Annotated in this window: 15 protein-coding genes; 7 read left to right on the top strand and 8 right to left on the bottom strand. The window is 60.9% G+C overall.

The window, feature by feature from the left end; genetic code table 11:
* Nucleotides 1-7: 7 nt before the first annotated feature.
* From V4529_04635 to V4529_04655, 5 genes are all read right to left on the bottom strand, one after another.
* Complete coding sequence (locus tag V4529_04635; protein ID MES2357610.1) at nt 8-1,558, bottom strand: M20/M25/M40 family metallo-hydrolase; 1,551 nt, start codon at nt 1,556-1,558, stop codon at nt 8-10.
* A complete protein-coding gene (locus tag V4529_04640; protein MES2357611.1) occupies nt 1,555-3,555 on the bottom strand; it encodes a S9 family peptidase in 2,001 nt (666 codons plus the stop codon). The genes V4529_04635 and V4529_04640 overlap by 4 nt, the downstream gene beginning before the upstream one ends.
* A 2-nt stretch (nt 3,556-3,557) precedes the next feature.
* A complete protein-coding gene (locus V4529_04645) occupies nt 3,558-4,799 on the bottom strand; it encodes a hypothetical protein (protein MES2357612.1) in 1,242 nt (413 codons plus the stop codon).
* Nucleotides 4,800-4,827: 28 nt separating this feature from the next.
* Nucleotides 4,828-8,238, bottom strand: a complete 3,411-nt coding sequence (locus tag V4529_04650; protein MES2357613.1) for a SusC/RagA family TonB-linked outer membrane protein — start codon at nt 8,236-8,238, stop codon at nt 4,828-4,830.
* Between the two features lie 124 nt (nt 8,239-8,362).
* On the bottom strand, nt 8,363-9,448 hold the full coding sequence (locus V4529_04655) for a FecR domain-containing protein (protein MES2357614.1): 1,086 nt from the start codon (nt 9,446-9,448) through the stop codon (nt 8,363-8,365).
* A gap of 168 nt (nt 9,449-9,616) precedes the next feature.
* On the opposite strand from V4529_04655, the gene V4529_04660 reads away from it, so the two are divergent.
* The 6 genes from V4529_04660 to V4529_04685 all read left to right on the top strand — a co-directional run bounded on the left by V4529_04660 (nt 9,617) and on the right by V4529_04685 (nt 16,741).
* Nucleotides 9,617-10,207: a sigma-70 family RNA polymerase sigma factor gene (locus V4529_04660; GenBank protein MES2357615.1), complete on the top strand. Its 591-nt coding sequence runs from the start codon at nt 9,617-9,619 to the stop codon at nt 10,205-10,207.
* Nucleotides 10,208-10,286: 79 nt separating this feature from the next.
* Nucleotides 10,287-10,910 (top strand): hypothetical protein, encoded by a 624-nt coding sequence (locus V4529_04665; protein MES2357616.1) that lies wholly within the window; start codon nt 10,287-10,289, stop codon nt 10,908-10,910.
* Nucleotides 10,907-11,293 (top strand): hypothetical protein, encoded by a 387-nt coding sequence (locus V4529_04670; GenBank protein ID MES2357617.1) that lies wholly within the window; start codon nt 10,907-10,909, stop codon nt 11,291-11,293. The genes V4529_04665 and V4529_04670 overlap by 4 nt, the downstream gene beginning before the upstream one ends.
* Before the next feature lie 260 nt (nt 11,294-11,553).
* Nucleotides 11,554-14,736, top strand: a complete 3,183-nt coding sequence (locus tag V4529_04675) for a glycoside hydrolase (GenBank protein ID MES2357618.1) — start codon at nt 11,554-11,556, stop codon at nt 14,734-14,736.
* A 125-nt stretch (nt 14,737-14,861) separates the two neighbouring features.
* Nucleotides 14,862-15,227, top strand: a complete 366-nt coding sequence (locus V4529_04680; protein ID MES2357619.1) for a BlaI/MecI/CopY family transcriptional regulator — start codon at nt 14,862-14,864, stop codon at nt 15,225-15,227.
* Nucleotides 15,224-16,741, top strand: a complete 1,518-nt coding sequence (locus tag V4529_04685; protein ID MES2357620.1) for a M56 family metallopeptidase — start codon at nt 15,224-15,226, stop codon at nt 16,739-16,741. The genes V4529_04680 and V4529_04685 overlap by 4 nt, the downstream gene beginning before the upstream one ends.
* A 130-nt stretch (nt 16,742-16,871) precedes the next feature.
* On the opposite strand, the gene V4529_04690 is transcribed toward V4529_04685, so the two are convergent.
* On the bottom strand, nt 16,872-17,333 hold the full coding sequence (locus V4529_04690) for a hypothetical protein (protein ID MES2357621.1): 462 nt from the start codon (nt 17,331-17,333) through the stop codon (nt 16,872-16,874).
* A gap of 119 nt (nt 17,334-17,452) precedes the next feature.
* Here V4529_04690 and V4529_04695 point away from each other — a divergent pair, with 119 nt between their 5' ends.
* The gene (locus tag V4529_04695) at nt 17,453-18,700 is read left to right on the top strand and encodes an argininosuccinate synthase (protein ID MES2357622.1); all 1,248 of its coding nucleotides are present in this window, start codon (nt 17,453-17,455) and stop codon (nt 18,698-18,700) included.
* 155 nt (nt 18,701-18,855) lie between these two features.
* Here V4529_04695 and V4529_04700 read toward each other — a convergent pair whose 3' ends face one another.
* Both V4529_04700 and V4529_04705 read right to left on the bottom strand, forming a co-directional pair.
* Nucleotides 18,856-19,395 (bottom strand): Rieske (2Fe-2S) protein, encoded by a 540-nt coding sequence (locus V4529_04700; protein ID MES2357623.1) that lies wholly within the window; start codon nt 19,393-19,395, stop codon nt 18,856-18,858.
* A gap of 6 nt (nt 19,396-19,401) precedes the next feature.
* The gene (locus V4529_04705) at nt 19,402-19,779 is read right to left on the bottom strand and encodes a Rieske (2Fe-2S) protein (GenBank protein ID MES2357624.1); all 378 of its coding nucleotides are present in this window, start codon (nt 19,777-19,779) and stop codon (nt 19,402-19,404) included.
* Nucleotides 19,780-19,891: the final 112 nt, after the last annotated feature.

Here is a 19,891-nt window from a genome sequence, read left to right on the forward strand (position 1 = left end):
CATCTGCCTAGTTGTCGGTGCCACGTCCGTTGTCCTTGCCATCACTCACGCCCGCGTACGTTGCAGTGAACAGCAGGCCGTGCTTGGCGGCGGCCCACAGGGTCACAATCTGCTGACTCTGCGTGGCGTGATGCCCGCTGGTCCTCAACCTTACGGGTGATTCAAGGCCGCCGTACTGCGCGTATTTCGCGGTGCGCTCGAACTTCCCCTTCCCATAATCCACGACGTCGCCACGGAAGGACATCGACGGCAATCCTTCCATGTAGGTGCCCTGGCAATCACCGCATCCCCGCGTGGGATCGATCAGGCCGGGATTTCCGTACAGCACCTGCGATGTCGCAGAGGCCATGCGCGCGCCGCGATTGTTGACCTTGTCCCAGCCCGGGATTTCCGTCTCGAGTCCGAGCCGGCTCATCACTTCCAGCTGGTAGCGGCAGCCCTCGATGTCCTTGCACGCTTCCTTCGCTACGCGCATGATTTCAGAGTGCGCCCGCTCCATTCCCACCTTCGTCTCGGACCGCAGATCGAGTCGAACCCACGCTTCTGATCCAGGCGTGTTCCGGACCGGCATTCCCTGGACCATTGCCATGTTGACGTAGAACTGTGCCCGCTCGCCGCCATCCGAGCATCGCAGACAATCGCGCGTCGGATCGGTGAGTTGTTCGCGAATCCCGATGATCGCTTTCGCAAGTGCATCGATACCATGCGAGCGCCACCGTCGGTCCGATCCCGCCTGGCCCTTGATCTCACGCTCGAACGGCGTGAAGAACCAAAGCTTTGCATCGTCGATCAGTGGCGTGCTCCCGGTTGTGGCACCGCCGCCGCCCTGCCCGTGGAATTGCATCACCACATCGCCTTTAGACCAGTCGATGTGGTGCGGGTAGTTGGACCTGGCAAAGTGTCGCCCACCGCGGAAATCAGTTTCCTCGCCTGTGAACGTAACAAACCAGACATCACCCTTGGTTTGCATGTTCGAAGCGTTCATCGCTTCGAGAATGGTGATCATCTGAACGATGCCGATGAGATCGTCACCTGCGCCAGGGCACCACACGCGGCCATCGGCAACGAACGCTTCGATCGGCTGGTCTTTGGAGAAGATCGAGATCTGATCTTCATGCGCATTCAGCACAACCTTGGGCCCGCCACCCGTCCCCGGACGTACGCCAATCACGTTGAGCGCGCCATCAATGTGTACATCCTCCAGCCCGTAGATCTGGAAGAGCTTCTTGATATGCGTCGAGCGATAGATCTCGTCACCGGACGGGCCAGCCGCATTGCACAACCCGATCCATGTGTCGATCAGTTCCTTGGGATCGGCTTGTTTCCCCTCGACATACTTCATCGCCCGCTGCACCACCGGCATCGCCAACGTCGCCTTTGCCTCCGCAACCTCTCTGGAAATGTCGGGCATGGGCGTCTTGTTCTGCGCGAGCAGTTGCGTTGGCTGCGCGACCATGCAACCGAGCGCCAGCGCCGCAGCTGATACGAGATGGAACCTGGATGAATGCGTCATTGGGGCCTCCGTCGATGTGAGCCGGTTCGAATGCGTCGTCGTCATTTCGCCTTCAGGCGTGAGAGCATGTCCGGCATTTCCAGTTGTGTCGCGAGAAAGAATGGAATGCGCTCCATCTGGTCGCGCAGCGTGGTGCGATAACGCAGGAGGGAATGCTCCTCGTCGGGATATTCCACGTACGTGATCAGATCGCCCTTCTCGAGCTCGCGCATCTTCGCCACCCACCGGCGCGATTCGTTCGGCGGCACGGAACCGTCACGCATGCCGTGCATGAGCAACTGCGGCACCTTGACGTTTTCGACAAAGTTCAGCGGTGACCGTTCGTCATACCGCTCCGGAATGTCCGTGTAGGCCCCTCCGAATTCCTCCCGTGCGCGCTGCGGGTCGCGATTTGCAGTCGCGAAACGGCCTGGTGATACGTATCGCTCCATCGCCAGCCACTTCCACGATGACACGGGAGCGCGAATGACCTGGGCGCGGAACGTGTCGGGGACCTGGGTTGCGAGAACCAGGCTCATGTAGCCGCCGCCGCTTCCGCCCCAGGTTGCCTTGCGCGTCATGTCGACGTACGGCAGCGTCCGCAGGAATTCGACCGAGCGCATGATGTCCTCGAACTCGGTGCCGCCGTAATCACCAACGTGAAGTTCATGGAACCCGTGCCCCATTCCCACGGATCCGCGCGGGTTGGGCGCAATCAGCACGAAGCCCTTGTCGATCACCGATTGCCACAGCAGGTTCATCGAGTGATCCCAGTGCGTCGGATGTCCGTGCAGTGCGATGATGACAGGATATTTCTTCTTGGGATCGAATCCGGGCGGCTTGAACAGCAGCGCACGCAGCGGAAGATTGTCGACAGCGTTGAACGTCACCTCTTCAGGTGTGCTCAGACGAGCTGGATCCACGCGTCCCATGGAACTGGTCACGCTTCGCGGTGTGCCGCCGGCTGCTGGTATCGTCCAGACGTCGGACGTGCGCGTCGCAGTCGACTCCACGTATCCGATGCTGCGTCCGTCGGGTGAGAATTGAGGGCTGGAGCGAACCCCCCTGCCTGTCGTCAGCAGCTTTGGCTCATCTGTTCCGGCGCTCGACGCAATCGCGAGCTGAGTGCTCAGACCCAGTCCATCACTCACGATGAAAGCGAGAGTGCGTCCGTCTGGCGACCATGACGGCGATGTGTTCTCGCGCGGCGCGTACGTAATCGGCGTCACTGCACCGGTTGCCACATCTACAACGGCAATTTGCGAGAAGCCGCTCTGACTCGACACGACTGCCACGCGCGTTCCGTCCGGTGACCACACCGGTGACGATACAGACGGATTACCTGTCGCGACCAGTCGCCTGGCCGTTCCGCCGGACACCGGCTGAATCCAAATGTCGCCAGACCGTGTAAATGCGAGAGTCTTTCCGTCCGGCGACCAGACCGGATCCCGCTCCTGTTCCTTATCGCCAACAAAGTAACGCGGCCACGCTCGCGGAGACTGCAGGTCAAGAAGCTGTATCTTCGTTCCGCGCGCGTTGCGACTGAAGTACGCCAGCGTCTTGCCGTCGGGCGAAGGCGCCGGAGACGTTTCGATGATCGCATCGTCGAACGTATGCTGAACAACTGCGCCTCCCGATGCTGGCATCGAGAAGATGTTGTCGATCGCCTGAAAGTATCTCGAGCTCGTAAAGAACAGGCGTGATCCGTCAGCGCTCAACGCCAGATTCGCCTTTGGCTCGGCGCGATTCGCCACGGGCGTCGTCCCCAGCTCCGGCACGAACGTGCGCGTGAGCTGTACCGGCACACCACCGGTGACATTGGCCCGAAACACCTCCGCCGTTCCCGTTTCGATGGAGGAGTTGATGAAATAGATGGTGCGACCGTCAGGCGCCCAGAGGAAATCCTTTACGCCCGTCACAGTCATGAAATCATCCACGCTGTATCGCTGCTGCGCGCCAACGGTTCGCGTAGACGTAATCAGCGCCGCAGCACCCAACGCGGTGAGACAGGTGGCACGCGTGTAACCCATTGCCACGCATGAGCGCATCAGGAGACGTCTCATTCTCATCGGAAGTTTGAGTTCGCTGATGTTTCGGCGAGCGGGACAGGGAAACACATCCCGTTGCCCACGGGTCCTGCTGCAGGCTTGTAAAACACTTCACCGGGCTGTGCGACATTCGGCACCAGAGCGCCATGACGCCGGAAATCACCCATGCGCCTTCCTTCGAGCCAGAAGTCGAGCGACTTCTGAGCCAGGAATTCAGTTAGCAACGCGTCGCCCGTGAGCCCGCTGACCGCAGCAAGATTCCCTGCAGCGCGCCGCTCGTTCACGAAGTTCAGCATGGCGCCCTGATCGCCGGCGGCCTCGACGGCTATGTAACGCGCTTCGAGCCCCGTCGCGAGTCGGTATGACGCCGCCCAGCTGGGATACTTGCGCTGGGCGTACATCGGCAGGAATCCGTCGTACGCGCGAAGCCCGGTGTTCTGATAGCGAATTCGCGGGTCGCCTGCGTCAGCAGCAGCGCGATACACTGGAGGAACAACCAGTGACGGACGATCCACGGTCGCCTCCCACATGCGATTTCCCAGCCGCGCGCGGTTTGCAGGATCGTCCTGCGTGTACAGCAGGTACTCGAAGTTCGCAGGAACGTTGCGCACCGCGGCGGCTGCCTCGGCTGCCTTTCCAGCCTGTAGCAGCGCGCGTCCCAGCCCGACTGAAGCTGCGTTTACGATCAGCGTACCAGGTGCGCCACCCGCCGCAAGCCCGATGTCTCGCGCACTCGTGAGTCGCTCGGTCGCGAGATTCAGCATCTCGGCGGTGGTCAGCACAGGACCTCCGCGCGCCGTCCCTCGACAGAACGTCTCGGCCATCAGAAGGTAGGAATATCCGGCAGCGAGATTCACCCGTGCGTGATGAATGTTCTTCGTGGCGTCGCTCGCAGTGAGCAATATGTCACGCGTGTTTTCAGTCGTGGCGAGTCCACGGGAAAACCGAATCCACACGTCGGTGTTCAAACGCGGATTCGCCGGATCTATCGCGCGCCGGCCAACCTCGCTTCGATCCTCCGATGAATCCCCCGTCCATGCCTCGGTCGTAAACCACGCAGTGTACAGTGCGATGTCACCAAAGCCCGCGACGAAATCCTGGAACGCAGAGTAGGCGATGAGTGCGCCGTCAACATCGGGATTGATGCCGCCGGCCTCCACGATATTCGGATTCTGCACCGTGACAAAGTCGCTGCAACCGCCCATTGAGAGTGCGGCAGCTAGACAGATCCCGCCACGCCTCAGTCTTGATATTCTCATTGCTGTATCGCCTCCGCAGCGAGCTGGATTAGAAAGTGAGATCGAGTCGCACGCCGAGCCTGCGCGGCGGCGGTAGCGTGAAGAAATCGGCACGTCCAGCGAGAGCGTCCATTTCGTTCTGCACGTCCGGGTTGAACCCCGAGTACGGGCTCCACAGAGCGACATTTCGCCCTGACAACGCCAGCGAAGCCGAATGCGCTCCCATCACCTTCCGTGCTATCCTCTCCGGGAGTTGATAGCTGAGCGTGACCTCATTCAGTCGAACGAAGTCCGCACGCTCGAGGTACGGGCCGAGCACCGTGCCTGTACCCATCGACGCCCCGCTCTCGGTCACGTACGGACCGAATCGGCTGAGCCGCTGCTCCGCTGTCAGCACTTCGTTCCGCCGCACCGCATTCTCGGCGATACCGAAGTTGCGCTCGCGGTATGCAGCCGTCGCATTGTAGATGTAGAAGTTCCGCTTGGTATCGAACTGCGTGTACAGACGAAGCTTGCGGAAGAAGGTGAACGTGGAAGCAGCGTTTGCTTCGAACGTCGGGAGAAGGTTCCCTACGTACTCGAGCGAATCCGAGACGACTGCCACACCGGCATTAGTGTCGATGCGTTGAATGCGATTCGTGTAGAATGCTCCGACCTGACGGCCCTGACGTACGCTGTTTACCGTGCCGAAACGAATCGATGAGAATGCCGGCACCCCGCCAAGGTCGAGGATCTCGTTGCGCAGCGTGTTGGCACCGACGTCGACTCCCCAGCTGAAGTTCTCGCCCGTGATTACCTTGGTGCGCGCAGTGAGCTCCAGGCCTCTGTTGAGCACCTTTCCGATGTTCCGATAACCGTCTTCCTGAAATCCGAGCGACGGTGGCTGCGGAACTCTGAGCAGCAGGTTCTTCGTGTTCTTGTCGAAGAAAGTCAGCTCGAGGCCCAGACGTTCGTTGAACAGCGATGCGTCAATGCCGGCTTCGAATTCCTGGCCACGTTCTGCCTGCAACTTGGGATTGCCCGGATTCAATGGGATGATGCCGGATGCGACCTGGTTCGGACCGGTCAGATACGGCGCCGCCAGGAACGTCCTCAGTGACGCGCCAGCTGTCGGCGCTCTACCCGTTGTACCGAAGGCCGCGCGAAGACGAAGCGACTTGACCCAGTCAACCGAGAAGAACGGCTCGTCGGACAGTACGTACGACACACGCGCCGATGGACTGTAGAACCACGGAGCCGATGCACCGAACGCAGCGAAACGATCGGCTCTGAGCCCGAACTGCAGATAGACGCGCTCTTCGTAATTGGGTTCCCACTGCCCATAGAATCCCACGCGGCGGTCACGTACAACCGTCTGACCGCCCGATACCTGTGCGGCCGCGCTGACCGATCGCGCGGAATTGGTCGTCAGCTGATTTCCAAGCGCATAGGTGAGATCTTCAATGTCTGCCTGCACCTCGGACCCGAATGACAGGGTCGAATTCCAACCTCTGCCCATCGTGAGATCCAGCGTTCCCAGATAATTCGCCGTTCCGCGCTGGAGATCGCGACGGTCTTCGCGAATGATCCCGAGATTCTGTGATGCCGAGTACCACCCGTTGCTGTTCTTGGGGAAGAACTCATTGCTTTTCACCGACGACAGATCCGCGCCGAGCGTGAGGCGGTTTCGGAAGTGCGCACCCGGATTCCAGCTCAACTTCACATCGGGTATGAGGCGTACCGAGTTGATTTCATGACGAATCGAAGCGATTGCGTCGGGCGTCCGGTTTGCGCCGAACCAGCCATCGGTTGGAGTCCCAATCGTCAGAGGCGATCCCGCCATTCCACCAGTCGTCCACCCCGCGCTGCTGCCCGCCGTCACAGGTAGATCACCAGTAACCCGCAACGCTGGCAGGTTCAGCTCGATACGCGTCTTCTCGGTCGGCTGAATGTTGTAATTGAGACGTGCCGACATCCTGTCGTACGTATTGTTCGGGAACAGTCCCTTTTCCTGATCGACGCCGACGGATGAGAAGAAACCGTAACTCGTCCCGCCACCGCGAACCGAGCCGTTGATGGATGTCTGGTGACCAGTATTCGGGAGTCCGTACCGGACCATCGGTTGATCGGAAACGATGTCGCCGACACTGCGCCCCTTGCACAACGTCGCCGTATTCAGATCCTGAGCGCGACACGCCGCAAAGTTGGTGTACGGGGTGAACGTCGGATCCAGCTGCGCGTGAGTCACCGAGAGAGTCTTGCGGAATGGCGTCCCGGCTGCGCCGCGTTTGGTGATGATCTGGATTACGCCCGCTGATGCATCTGCGCCGTAAAGCGTCGCCGCCGCCGGCCCCTTCACGATTTCCACAGATTCGATTTCATTCGGATCCATGTCGTTCAGCGGATTGACCACGGCACCAGCCGCTACCGCCGTTTGCTTGGTATCGATGCGAATTCCATCCACGTACACCAGCGGCTCGTTCGACAGCGAGATCGAGGACGCGCCGCGAATGCGTATCTGCTGGCTCGACCCGCTCACCCCCGAACCCTGCGTGACAGACACACCCGCAACGCGCCCGGAGATGATGTCCGTAACACTCTTCACGGGCGTGAGCTCGGTCACCCGTCCAACGTTCACGCTCGCGACCGTAGCACCCTGTGCACGCATTTCCTGGCGTCCAGCCGTGCCAGTTACCAGTACCTGGCTCAGCGAAATTGCCTGTCTTACAAGTACGAAATTCGCTTCGAGATCGCCGTCCTCCGGCGCTGTCACTGTCGTCTGCTGCGCTGCATAGCCAATCAGGCGCACATTGATCTTCTGCGGGCCGGCCGGCACTCCGACGATCCGGTACCGGCCGTCGTCGCCCGTAATCGCACCAAGACGCGTTCCCTCGATCGACACCTGCGCCGACGCAAGCGGGCGGCCAGAGCCCTCTTCAGATACGCGACCCGAGACTACCGCTGCGACCACACTTCGCGATCCCTTCGATATTCCAACGACAGATGCCCCGCGACGTTCGTCGTTGACAGGCTCCGATCGACCGTCAGAATGTGCTGCCTGTGCCGCTGATCTCGAGGAGTTGGTTTCCAGCTCGGAGCCGATGGGTTCGACAGTAACCAGCTCGCCCATCTCGCTGTACGTGAACGGAAGCCCACGGAGAAGCTGAGCAAGTGCGTCACCGACGGTGGCCTTCGTACAGCGGCACGTGACACGCACGGTCGCCGGCACGCGCGTCGGACTGAATGCGACGAACACTCCCGACGTCCGGCGTAACCGCACCAGTACGTCGCGCAACGGCTCACTCTCGGCATCGAGGTTGGCTGCACGGTTGAGCAACGATTCCGTGACTCGTGCACCGGCCTTCGTCGCTGATGCAACCTGAGCCAGGGGAGTAATTCCCTGTGCACCGGCAGACACGGTTGGCGGCAGAGACGCCGCAAGACACACACCTGCCATCAATCCAATTCGCGGTACTCGCATTGCCTCTCCCGTGGGGGGACTGGTGGTTACGTCATCAGCGCTGTCACACGCATCTGTGCCGACAGCCGTTCCGGGGTCGTACTGCAGACTTCTTCGCGCTACCGCGAGCGCGAAGGTGCAATGCCTACATAGGGGCCGTATACGCCGAGATACGTACGATCTCGCTGTCGGACGCAATACTGCACTTGGCATCGATGATCCGGCACACAACATCGAGCACGTCGGGAAGTGGCCGATTGTTGAACACGGCTGTTACCGTATGCTCGTCGAGCGATGAATCGACCTGCACGCGGACTCCGAATCGATGTGCTATCTCGTCTGCGACTCTGGGAAGCGGGGTCGCATTGAATAGCATGGTGCTGCTCATCCACCCGAGCCGCGAATACACATCCGGAACCGCAACGGCAGGCGCAACGTCGCCATGCTCCGCGCGACTGATTTCCCCGCCCACTACCTGCACTCGATGTGCTCCAGTCGAGAGCTCCACGCGCCCATCCACCACAACCAGGTCCGTGCGCGCGTTGTCGGAGTTCACGTTGAATCGCGTCCCGAGAACCTTGATATCGCCCGATGATGTGTGCACACGGAACGGGCGACCCGCTTGATGGGTAACAGCAAAGAACGCCTGGCCCGTCAGGCGCACGTCGCGACCACCAGAACCATGGGTCACGTCGAGCCTGCTGCCCGGCGCCAAATGCACTACCGTGCCGTCATCCAGGCGAATATCCGAAGCTTGCCCGTCCACCGCCGCGTAATGCTGCACGCTTTCACGCTCGGTAGGCCGAGTCGAGCGGTTGATTGCAAAAACGAGTAATGCGGCCGCGAGGCCGGCAGCAACCCAGGCAGGTCGCCGCCAATCACCGATCCGCCCTATTACCGACGCACTCCGTCGCGGGGGAGGCGCCATGACATCGATCGCTCGGAACTCCGGCAAGGCAAGCGAGCGCTGGCCCAGCAAGTTCCACGTGGCACGCATCTGTTCCAGCCGTACACGGTTGTCCACCGACGCAGCCTGCCAGGCTTCGAGCACCATGGATTGCTGCGCTGTAAGTACATCGCCGCTGATCAGCGCGACGAGAAGCTCATCGATATTCTCTGATTTGTCAGGAATGGAATTGTGCACTGCGTCACCCCGCAACAGAGAGAGAATCGTCCCGCGAACACCGCTCTCTCCACGCGCAGAGCAGTGATGTGCTTGGGGGTAAGACACACGAGAGTCGCGTTTATACCATTCCGAATTTCGTGTCTTGCAACCCGAGTGATTTGCACCTTGACGTTCGTACGTTCGTGGAGCTATGTCGCAGAGTCGGCTTCCTGCTCGCAATCGCCCCGCACTTCGCAATTGGTCATTTCGCGTTCTCGCCAATGGAGGTAGTGTTTGTCAGAATCAGTGCCGCCAGCGGGAACCCGCACAGATGCCATCGATGAAGCGGAATGGCTTCGGCGACTTGGTGACGACGACCACGATGTGCTCAACCACATCGCGCGCAAGCACTGGTCGGCGCTCGTGGGATTTGCGTACGATTTGCTTGGCTCTGTCGACAACGCGGAGGATGTTGCACAGGAAGCGTTGATCCGTCTGTGGAATCACCGCCACAACATCGGACAGCCCGGAGCGCTGCGCGCATATCTCATGCAGTCGGTTCGCAGACTTTCGCTGAATGAATTCCGGGATCGGAAGCTGCACGCCCGGCCGGATGTGCTGGAACGCGTGCGGGCTGCTCACACGGAGCCGTCGATGCCGGACACCAATCTCCACGAACAGGATCTCTCCGCCGCGATCGAGACTGCCCTGCGCAAGCTCCCTGCCCGGCGGCGCGAAGCACTCGTGCTGGTCCGATACCACGGACTCAGCTATCGGGAGGCCGCGGAGGTCATGGGAGTCTCGGCGCAGACCCTCGCGAACCACGTGTCCACCGCACTTAAGGAGCTGCGAGTATCGCTGGCGGCGCACACGGGCCCCGACTAGACGCCAGCTCGGTTCGTGGCGGTGATCCACCCGGCAACGATCCGCTTGACGTCCACGTTCTGTAGTCGTAAGATCGCGAATGATCGAAATTGCGGAGGCGTTGCCCCGCCTGGAAGGCGATGATTCTGGTCGATCCGGCCCACCACGCACGGCCGACTTTCAGATCGTCCCGCGAAAGGGACTCCCGATAGTCGGTGTGGTATTCGCCGCCCTTGTTGCAGCGATCGTAGCCAATAAACTCTGGCCCCTCGTCTTTCTGCACGTCGCCTTCGGCGCTGCATGGACGATCGTCGATCTCTTCATGGGATTCGTGATCGGGCCCACCATGGGAAAACTCCCGCCCTCAGCACGCGTTGAGATGGCCACCCGCCTGATGCCCAAGATGGTGCTGATCATGCCGACAGTCGTGACAGTCACTCTCGCGGCCGGCTGGCAGCTCGGCATGCTCATGGGCACCGTCAACAGCTCGTACTACAATCACGGGTGGATCGTCGCCAGCTACATCGTCGTCGGATTCATGGCTGTCATCGCGCTCGGCCTTCTCTCTCCCGCCAACATCGCGGTCCTCACCGAACTCAAGAAGCCCAAACCAAATCCAGCGGTGATTCAGAAGCTGATGAAACGCTTCATCTTCGCTGCCGGCTTCACCGGAACGCTTCAGGTTGCGATCCTCGTGATCATGACCAGAATCAGAGTCGGATGAGCGAGCGCACTCTTCCGCCAGTTACTCAGCTCGCGATGACTTCGCTCGCGCTGATCCTCATCGGTGGCATCTATCTCGCCTCACACCTGCCACAACAGGTGCCCCTCACGCCGGCGTGGATTCTTCTCGGCGCGTCGACATTGCTGCTGGCGGTAAATCTCATCGCGCTCAGCCGCGCGAAGGATTTCGCGTGGAAGAAATTCTTCGCCGTAGGCAAGTGGGCTCTGCTGGCGTATGCGATAACGGCGGGATTGATCGAGTTCGCATTCCTGCGCGACGGAATGAGCGGCGGACCACTCGTCGTGCTCACCCTCTCGATCATCGTCTACGCCATTCACGTCCCGGTGCTCATAGCATTCACGGTGGCACAGTACGAACAGTAGAGCCGGATGCCCGAAGTCGTCACTCCCGCTTTTTTTCGTCATTCCCGCCTTTTCTTCGTCATTCCCGCGAACGCGGGAATCCATGTTATCGATCTCCACGATGACGACGTCCACCCACCAGCAACGACGGACGCGACTGTGGGGCACGGATGCATCCGTGCCTTTCACTTATAATGCAATCGAGATCGGGTAAGCTTCCCGGCTTCCAACCAGACTTCCTGGTTTCGAATCAGACTTCCCGGCTTCCAATCAGACATACCGTGCGCCTTTCAATCCTGGCTTCCCTCATCGCTTCTGCAGCGATCACCGCTCTCCCACTCGCTGCGCAATCCCAGAGCATCGATCCGGCGATGTACTCCAGCCTTCGCTATCGGCTCATAGGCCCCTTTCGCGGCGGCCGAACCGTCGGAGCCGCCGGAATCCCCGATCAGCCCAACACTTTCTACGTCGGCGTCAACAACGGCGGCGTCTGGAAAACCACCGATGCCGGCCGCACCTGGAATCCGATCTTCGACTCCGAATCGACTGGTTCCATCGGTACCATTGCACTCGCGCCATCGGATCCCAACGTCATCTACGTCGGTTCCGGCGAAGGCCTTCGCCGCCCCGATCTCTCCACCGGCAACGGGATCTACAAGTCCACCGATGCGGGCAGGACCTGGCGCCATCTCGGCCTCCGCGACGGTCAACAAATCGCATCAATAATTGTTGATCCATCTAATCCCAACCGCGTATTGGCAGCAGTGCTCGGCCACCCGTACGGGCCCAATACCGAGCGCGGAATCTTTCGCTCCACCGACGGCGGAGAAAACTGGACCAGGGTTCTCTACAAGGACGAGAACACCGGCGGCGTCGATCTCGCATTCGATCCCACCAATCCGCAGATCATCTACGCCAGCATGTGGGCATCACGACGTCCACCGTGGACATCGAGCGATTCGTACAACGGTACCGGCAGCGGATTGTTCAAGTCTGTAGATGGCGGCACCAGCTGGCATCAGTTGACACGTGGGCTTCCAACCGACGCGCAGGGTCTTGGACGCATCGGCTTCACCGTTGCGCCAAGCAATCACAATCGCATGTACGCACTCGTCGAAGCAAAACGTGACGCCGGCGGCCTGTTCCGATCCGACGACGCTGGCGAGAGCTGGACACGCGTAAACAACGAGCAGCGCGTCTGGGGTCGCGGATCCGATTTCGCCTGGGTCCGCGCCGATCCGCGCAACCCGGACGAGATCTACGTCTGCAATACTTCGACATATCGCTCGATGGACGGCGGCGCAACCTTCACCGCGATCAAGGGCGCGCCAGGCGGCGATGATTACCACGCAATCTGGATCAACCCGCTGCATCCCGAGATCCTGCTTCTTGCCGTCGATCAGGGCGCAACCATAAGCGTCAACGGCGGAAAGACCTGGAGCTCATGGTACAACCAGCCTACAGCTGCGTTCTACCACGTCGCCACCGACAATCGTTTTCCGTATCAGGTTTACGGCGGTCAACAGGAAAGCGGATCCGCCGCCATCGCGAGCCGCGGCAACGACGGCGCAATCACATTCCGTGAATTCCATCCGGTCGGTACCGAAGAATACGGCTACGTAGCCCCCGATCCGCTCGACTCCAACATCGTGTTCGGTGGCAAGGCAACGCGCTACGACCGCGTCACGGGCCAGAACCAGAATGTCGCCCCCGAAGCAATCAGGGACGGCAAGTATCGCTTCAACCGCACTGCTCCGCTCATCTTCTCCTACGCCGATCCGCACACACTTTTTCTCGCGAGCAACGTTCTCTTCAGAACGCGCAACGGCGGTCAGAGCTGGGACGTCATAAGCCCCGATCTAACGCGTGAAGATCCCGGCATCCCCGCAACACTCGGCTCATTCGTCAGTGCCGATCCTGCGCACGGCCATCATCGCGGTGTCATCTACAGCATCGCTCCGTCGTACCGCGACGCCAACGTCATCTGGGTCGGCACCGACGATGGCTTGATTCATGTAACACGCGACGGCGGAAAGACGTGGAGCAACGTGACACCGTCCGGCATCACGCCGTGGAGCAAGATCGCGCAGCTCGATGCGTCTCATTTTGATGATCAGACAGTGTACGCTGCAGTGAATCGTTTCCGGCTCGATGACCTTCATCCTCACATCTACCGCACACACGACGGCGGAAAGACGTGGGAGGAGATCGACACCGGACTTCCCGACGATGCTCCAGTCAACACGGTGCGAGAGGATCCCGTTCGCAAGGGACTGCTCTACGCCGGAACCGAGACCACCGTCTACGTCTCCTTCGACGACGGCGACCACTGGCAGTCACTGCGCCAGAATCTTCCCGCAACGTCGATCCGCGACCTCGTCGTCAAGGACAGCGACCTCGTCGTCGCAAGCCACGGCCGCTCGTTCTGGATTCTCGACGACGTAACCCCTCTCCGCCAGCTCTCGGCGCAGACTTCACACGAAACCGCTCATCTATTTACCCCGGCAGCTGCGTTCCGCGTTCATCGCGACACGTACACCGACACACCACTGCCGCCCGAGGAACCTGTCGGCCAGAATCCACCCGACGGAGCAATCATCGATTACTACCTCGGCGGCACGCCGAAGAGCACGGTTACACTGGAAATTCTCGACGCGAGTGGCAAGCTCGTACGTCGCTACGCCAGTAACGATCGCCCGGAAGTAACCGAGAAGCAGATCGATGCGCTGAACGTACCGGCATACTGGATCCGCCGTCCGCGCATTCTATCCGCTGCGCCCGGAATGCACCGCTGGATATGGAACCTGCACTATTCCGATCCGAGTGTGCTCATGCACCAGTATCCCATCTCGGCGATCTACATGGATACGCCGCGACTGCCACTTGGACCGGCCGCGCTCCCTGGCACCTACACCGTTCGCCTCACCGTCGACGGAAAGAGCTACACACAGCCACTCGTGGTGAAGATGGATCCGCGTGTGCACACGCCGGCCGCCGATCTGCAACAGCAATTCACGCTCGCTACGCATATCGCATCGATGATCGAGCGTGACTTCGATGCAGTGGTCGAAGGTCGCGCGTTGTTGAATCAGCTACAGGAAGCCAGAACGCATAATCCCGGTGCATCGGCGAGCGTGCGTGCAGCAATCGATACACTGCACGCGCACGTCGAAGCACTCCGGATCACGCGTCTCAACAGTACGCTTGGTGGGTTGCTCGAAACCATAGATGGCGTCGATGCGCGCCCAACGACGCAGGCGACAGCTGCCGTCTCCGCATTGCAACAGCAGCTCGACGCCGCAGTCGTCGACTGGAACAGGGTCAGGGGTTCGGAGCTCAATTCGCTGAACGCGAAACTCAAAACGGCAGGAATTCCCGCCATTTCGATTCCCGCAGACCTCACGCCGTATCGCAATTCACTCCAGCAGGGAGAGACCGCCGACAAGGATGACAATGAGCCCTGATCTGCCATTGCTCACCCCTTCGGAAGAGGCAGAATTGGCCAACTCCTGAAAAACCAGTTGACAATCTCGGGGAAAGGGCGTAATCTCCTGAAAAGTCAGGAGTTAACCCCTTTCCCCGAGTGGTTATGTACTTTCCGCCGCGTGAACTGGAAGTAATGAGCATCCTCTGGCGCCTTGGATCCGCGAACGTGGCGGAAGTCCGCGCCGAGCTGAAGGACTCTCTCGCGTACAACTCCGTGCTCTCTGCGCTGCGGACGCTCGAGGAAAAGAACTGCGTGCGGCATGAGCCGGAAGGTCGTGCGCACAGATACTTCCCCACCATCGACGCGCGGCGCGCTGGAAAGAGCGCGCTCGCGAGAATCAGGGAATCGATATTCGAAGGTTCCGCCGAGCGCATGTTCGCCCAGCTTGTCTCCGACCGGCGCATCAGTAACGCCGAGCTCGAGCGCATGCAGCGTCTCATAGCGGAGCGCCTGGAGCGCGAGCCGTGACCGCGGCGTTCGTAGTCTACATCCTGATCGTGACACTGCCGCTCATTTGGGCGGCTATGTTGACTGAGAAGATCCTTCGGCTCTGGAAGTGGCCGGTACGCGGTGCATGGGCAGCTACCGCGATCGCCATTCTCCTCATCGGTGGACGGACTGCGGTGCAGCAGATGACACCGTCGCCCGCGCAGCTGGTGATTGCACCGACAACTCAAGCGCCACCAATCCATCACGCCGATGCCGGCGCCATGGCCAACCTTGCACGCGTCGCGAGCAACGTGATCTCCTTCCCGCGCTCTGCCGCAGCATTCGCAGCGCATGCTGCTGGACCGGCACAGAGTCGCGTGCTCACGACACTGTGGTGCGTTGCAAGTGCAGTCATGTTGATCTTTGTCTGTATCGTCTACGCTCGCGTATGGTACATCGCGCGGCGCTGGAAGCTGACCGAGTTCGCGGGCCGGACCGTGCGCGTCGCTCCGCACGCCGGTCCCGCTGTCATCGGTCTCTTCCGCCCGGAGGTTGTCGTACCGCGCTGGATGCTCGAGTACGGTGCAGATGACAGCAATCTCGTAATGATGCATGAGACGGAGCATCAGCGAGCACGAGACCCGCTGCTGCTTGCAGCCATGTGGACACTTGTCGCGCTGATCCCGTGGCATCCCGGCGCATGGTATTGCCTCGCCCGCACTCGTCTCGCGATCGAGCTCGACTGCGACGCACGCGTGGTACGGCGCGGTGCTTCGCTCAGAACATATGCGGAGTTGTTGTTGAACCAGGCGAGAGTGCGACTCGGCGCACCCGCGCAGTTGTGGCTCGGAGCGACGTCGCTGCTGGAGCCGTCTTCACACCTCGAACGGAGATTGAACGCCATGATACCGCACAACGATCCCTCTCTCGCACCGCGGCCCGTCGCGCGCTATCTACGGACTCTGTCGTATCTCGCGATCGTATCGACGATTGCCATCGCCGCGTGTGAATCGCACGTTCCGACTGCAGCGGACATAAGCGGGCTCGATGCTGCATCGGCAGAAACCAACGCGCGCAAGGCATCCATCATCAGCGATCAGCCAGTAACGTTCTACGTCGACAACGTTAAAGTCTCCGCGGACAGCGCCCATGCGATCGACGCAAGAAACATCTCCTCGATCCGGGTCATGAAGGGGAGCAAGCTCGCAAGCGGAAACGAGATCTGGATTACCGTACCGGACTCCGTATACCACGTTCGGGCGATGGACTCCGTCACGGCCGATGGAAGCCATGAGAAAACGTTTTCCGTCCGAATGTCCATGGCGCCACCGTCTGGCCCAGTACCGGATCAGTCCATCATGACCACCAGACAGAAGCGGCCGTTCACCGGCGCAGTCACGATCGACGGTGTAGCATCCGACCTCGCCGCGATGAAAGCGATCGATCCGAGCCGGATCGCGAGTGTCGACGTCTTCAAGGGCGCAGCCGCGCTGGCGCAGTCGTCAGATCCGCGCGCGAAGGACGGACTCATTCGGATCACACTGAAGCACTGAGTCACACAGGTCGTATCGTCATTCCCGCGAAAGCGGGAATCCATGTTATCGATCTCCGAGTGCCATCGCAGCACCGCGCGGATCGGCAGCAAATGGGTTCCCGCTTTCGCGGGAATGGCGGGTGTCTCTACTACCCCGGCTCTCCCGCCAGCCCCTTGATCTTCCGTACAGTACGCTCGCGCGCCTGCACCGACCTGCAGATGATCAGAATCGTATCATCGCCGCCAACAGTGCCGAGTATGTCCGGCCACCCCTCACCGTCCAGCGCGCTCGCAATCGGTTGCGCGCCACCCGGAACCGTGCGCAGCACCGCCATCTCGCTCACCCCGTCGATCCGCATGAACAGCTGCGGCAGCAACGTATCCAGCGCGACCCGCGCCTCCTCGATGTTGCCGTCGGTCACCGCGTAGCGCGCGCCCTCCGCCGTCGGGACTCGGGCTATCCGGAGCTCGCGCAGGTCCCGCGAGAGCGTAGCCTGCGTAACGTCCCAGTCCCGTCTCAGAAGCAGTTTTCTGAGATCTTCCTGGCTCACCACCGGATGATTCTCTATGGTCTCCAGGATGGCGTTCTGCCGCTCGCGCTTGTTGGCCATTTCGAGAAGATAGCTCTCTCTGGCTCCGCCCGGGACGGATAGTTGCCATTCCGGACATGTCCGACTATTTATACATGTTGACCGCATAAAATTTCATTCACAAATAGAAGAGCGCCGCCATGACCTTTTCACCCAAAAAGATCGCCCTTGCCTACTCTGGAGGGCTCGACACCTCGATCATCGTCCCCTGGCTCAAGGAACGATTCCCGGGCGTCAAGGTCGTGTGTGTCGCAGCCGACATCGGCCAGGGCGACGAGCTCTCCGGCGTCAAGGCCAAGGCCATCGCCTCCGGCGCGGACGAGTGCTACGTCGAGGATCTGCGCGACGAATACGTCCGTGACTTCATCTTCCCCACCCTGCGCGCCGGTGCCATCTACGGACGCAAGTACCTGCTCGGCACTTCCATGGGCCGGCCGCTCATCGCACGCCGCCAGGTCGAGGTCGCGCGCGCAGTCGGCGCCGACGCGCTCGCCCACGGCTGCACCGGCAAGGGCAACGATCAGGTCCGCTTCGAGCTCACCTACGCGGCCTTCGCACCGGATCTGCCCGTCATCGCCCCATGGCGTGAATGGGACATCCGCAGCCGCGAGGACGCCATCGCCTACGCTGCCAAGCACAACGTCCCGGTAGCAGCGACAAAGGAGAAGATCTACTCGCGCGACCGCAACATCTGGCACATCTCGCACGAAGGCGGCTGCCTCGAAGATCCGGCCCAGTCACCGCCGGACGATCTATTCATGCTGTCGCAGTCGCCCGAGTCCGCACCCGACGTCTCCGAGGAAGTGACGATCACCTTCGACCGCGGAACGCCGGTCGCGGTCAACGGACACGTAATGTCGCCGGTGACGTTGCTCGCCACACTCAACGAGATCGGCGGACGCAATGGCGTCGGCCGCATCGACCTGGTCGAGGATCGGCTGGTCGGCATGAAGTCGCGCGGCATCTACGAGACGCCGGGCGGCACGTTGCTGTACACCGCACACAGTGAGCTCGAACAGCTCACGCTCGATCGCCGCACACTCGCGGCCAAGGACCTCATCGCCCCGCGCTACGCCGATCTGGTGTACGAGGGACGCTGGTGGACGGTCGAGCGCGAGTCCTACGACGCGTTCGTCAACGTCACGCAGGAAACCGTAACCGGCTCGGTCACGCTCCGTCTCTACAAGGGCAACGCCATCGTCGCCGGCCGCGAAAGCGCCTACGCGCTGTACGACGAGCGCTTCGTAACTTTCGGTGAGGACGACGTCTATCAGCAGAGCGATGCCGCCGGCTTCATTCGCCTGTTCGGTCTCTCCGCGCGCGTCCGTGCCCTACGCGACCAGGAGCGCGCCGCCGAGGCCGCAAGCGGAGATCAGCAAGCCGCGTAGTAGGGGCAGGCCCCCGTGCCTGCCCCGGTCTCGTAGGGGCAGGCCCCCATGCCTGCCCCGGTCTCGTAAGGGCGGGCCCCCGTGCCCGCCCCCCGTGACGCCAATCACCTCACCACCGTTCGTTCGCGTGGTCGCCGGATGCCCCGTGCCCGCCCCTAGGATGTAATAGTCAGGATGTCGGTCGTAGCGTCGAATGTTGCCGCAAGGCTGGTGAGGTTGCCGGTCGGTTGGCCACCTGTCCAGTGGCCATTTGCTGCGAAGCGAGCGCCATGACAGGGGCATGCAAAGCTTCCACTCGCGATCCCCACCGTGCATCCGAAATGCGGACAGATGAGCGAGAACGCTGAGAATGTGCTCGCGCTCGTCCTGACCGCTGCGACGGGCGTTCCCTGACCGGAATCCACGCGCGCGATGCCACCAATATTCGCGAGTGCCGGAAAGTTTGAAATCGTCACGTTGAGCGGACCGTTATTCCCACCATTGCCACCGGGCCCCGTGGTGGAACCTGCACCTCCACACGCCGTGACAAGAAGCGTCCCGATCGCCGCTACGGCACTCCTTACAACGAACTCTCGACGGTCAACAGCTGTGGAGTCGACCACATCTGCCTGCGCCCTTCCGGCCTTGCACTCTTCGCAAGAAGATACGCGCAGTTTCAGCGTACCTGCATCTGCCAGCTCGTTGTCATGTGACATGAGGCCTCACACCTTGAGAGTCGCCGCCGTCCAGGCAGCCAGATCTTGATCGCTTCGCAGCATGTTGTCGACGTCAACGATGATCATGTTGGTCGCATCGCGCTTGATCGTGAATCGATCCATGTTGCGCGTCGCGCGGCCGCTGATGAATTCGCCGTCCGGTTGGTACTTGGAGTGATGCTTGGGACATTGGAAACGGTGATCTGCGTCGTCCCACCGAAGTGCGGTACGCTGATGCGGGCACGATAGATTGAAGGCGAAAATCGCATTCTGCCACCTGACGAGAATCACCTCGTTGCCGTGATCGATTTGTGCTCCGTCGGTTGTCGGTAGCGGATAGCTGACGGTCTGCGTCCCACCTGCCGCGCTTCGTCTTCCGGTCACGAAATCAACATTCATTGCGGCCGCCTTTCGCGCGGAAACCCCAATCGCGCCCATCGAAACCACAAGGGCTGCTATTGCACTGTCCCGCAGGAATGTCCGCCGACTTTGCTCG

The organism is Gemmatimonadota bacterium, from assembly GCA_040388625.1.
Taxonomy (GTDB): Bacteria; Gemmatimonadota; Gemmatimonadetes; order Gemmatimonadales; family Gemmatimonadaceae; genus Fen-1247.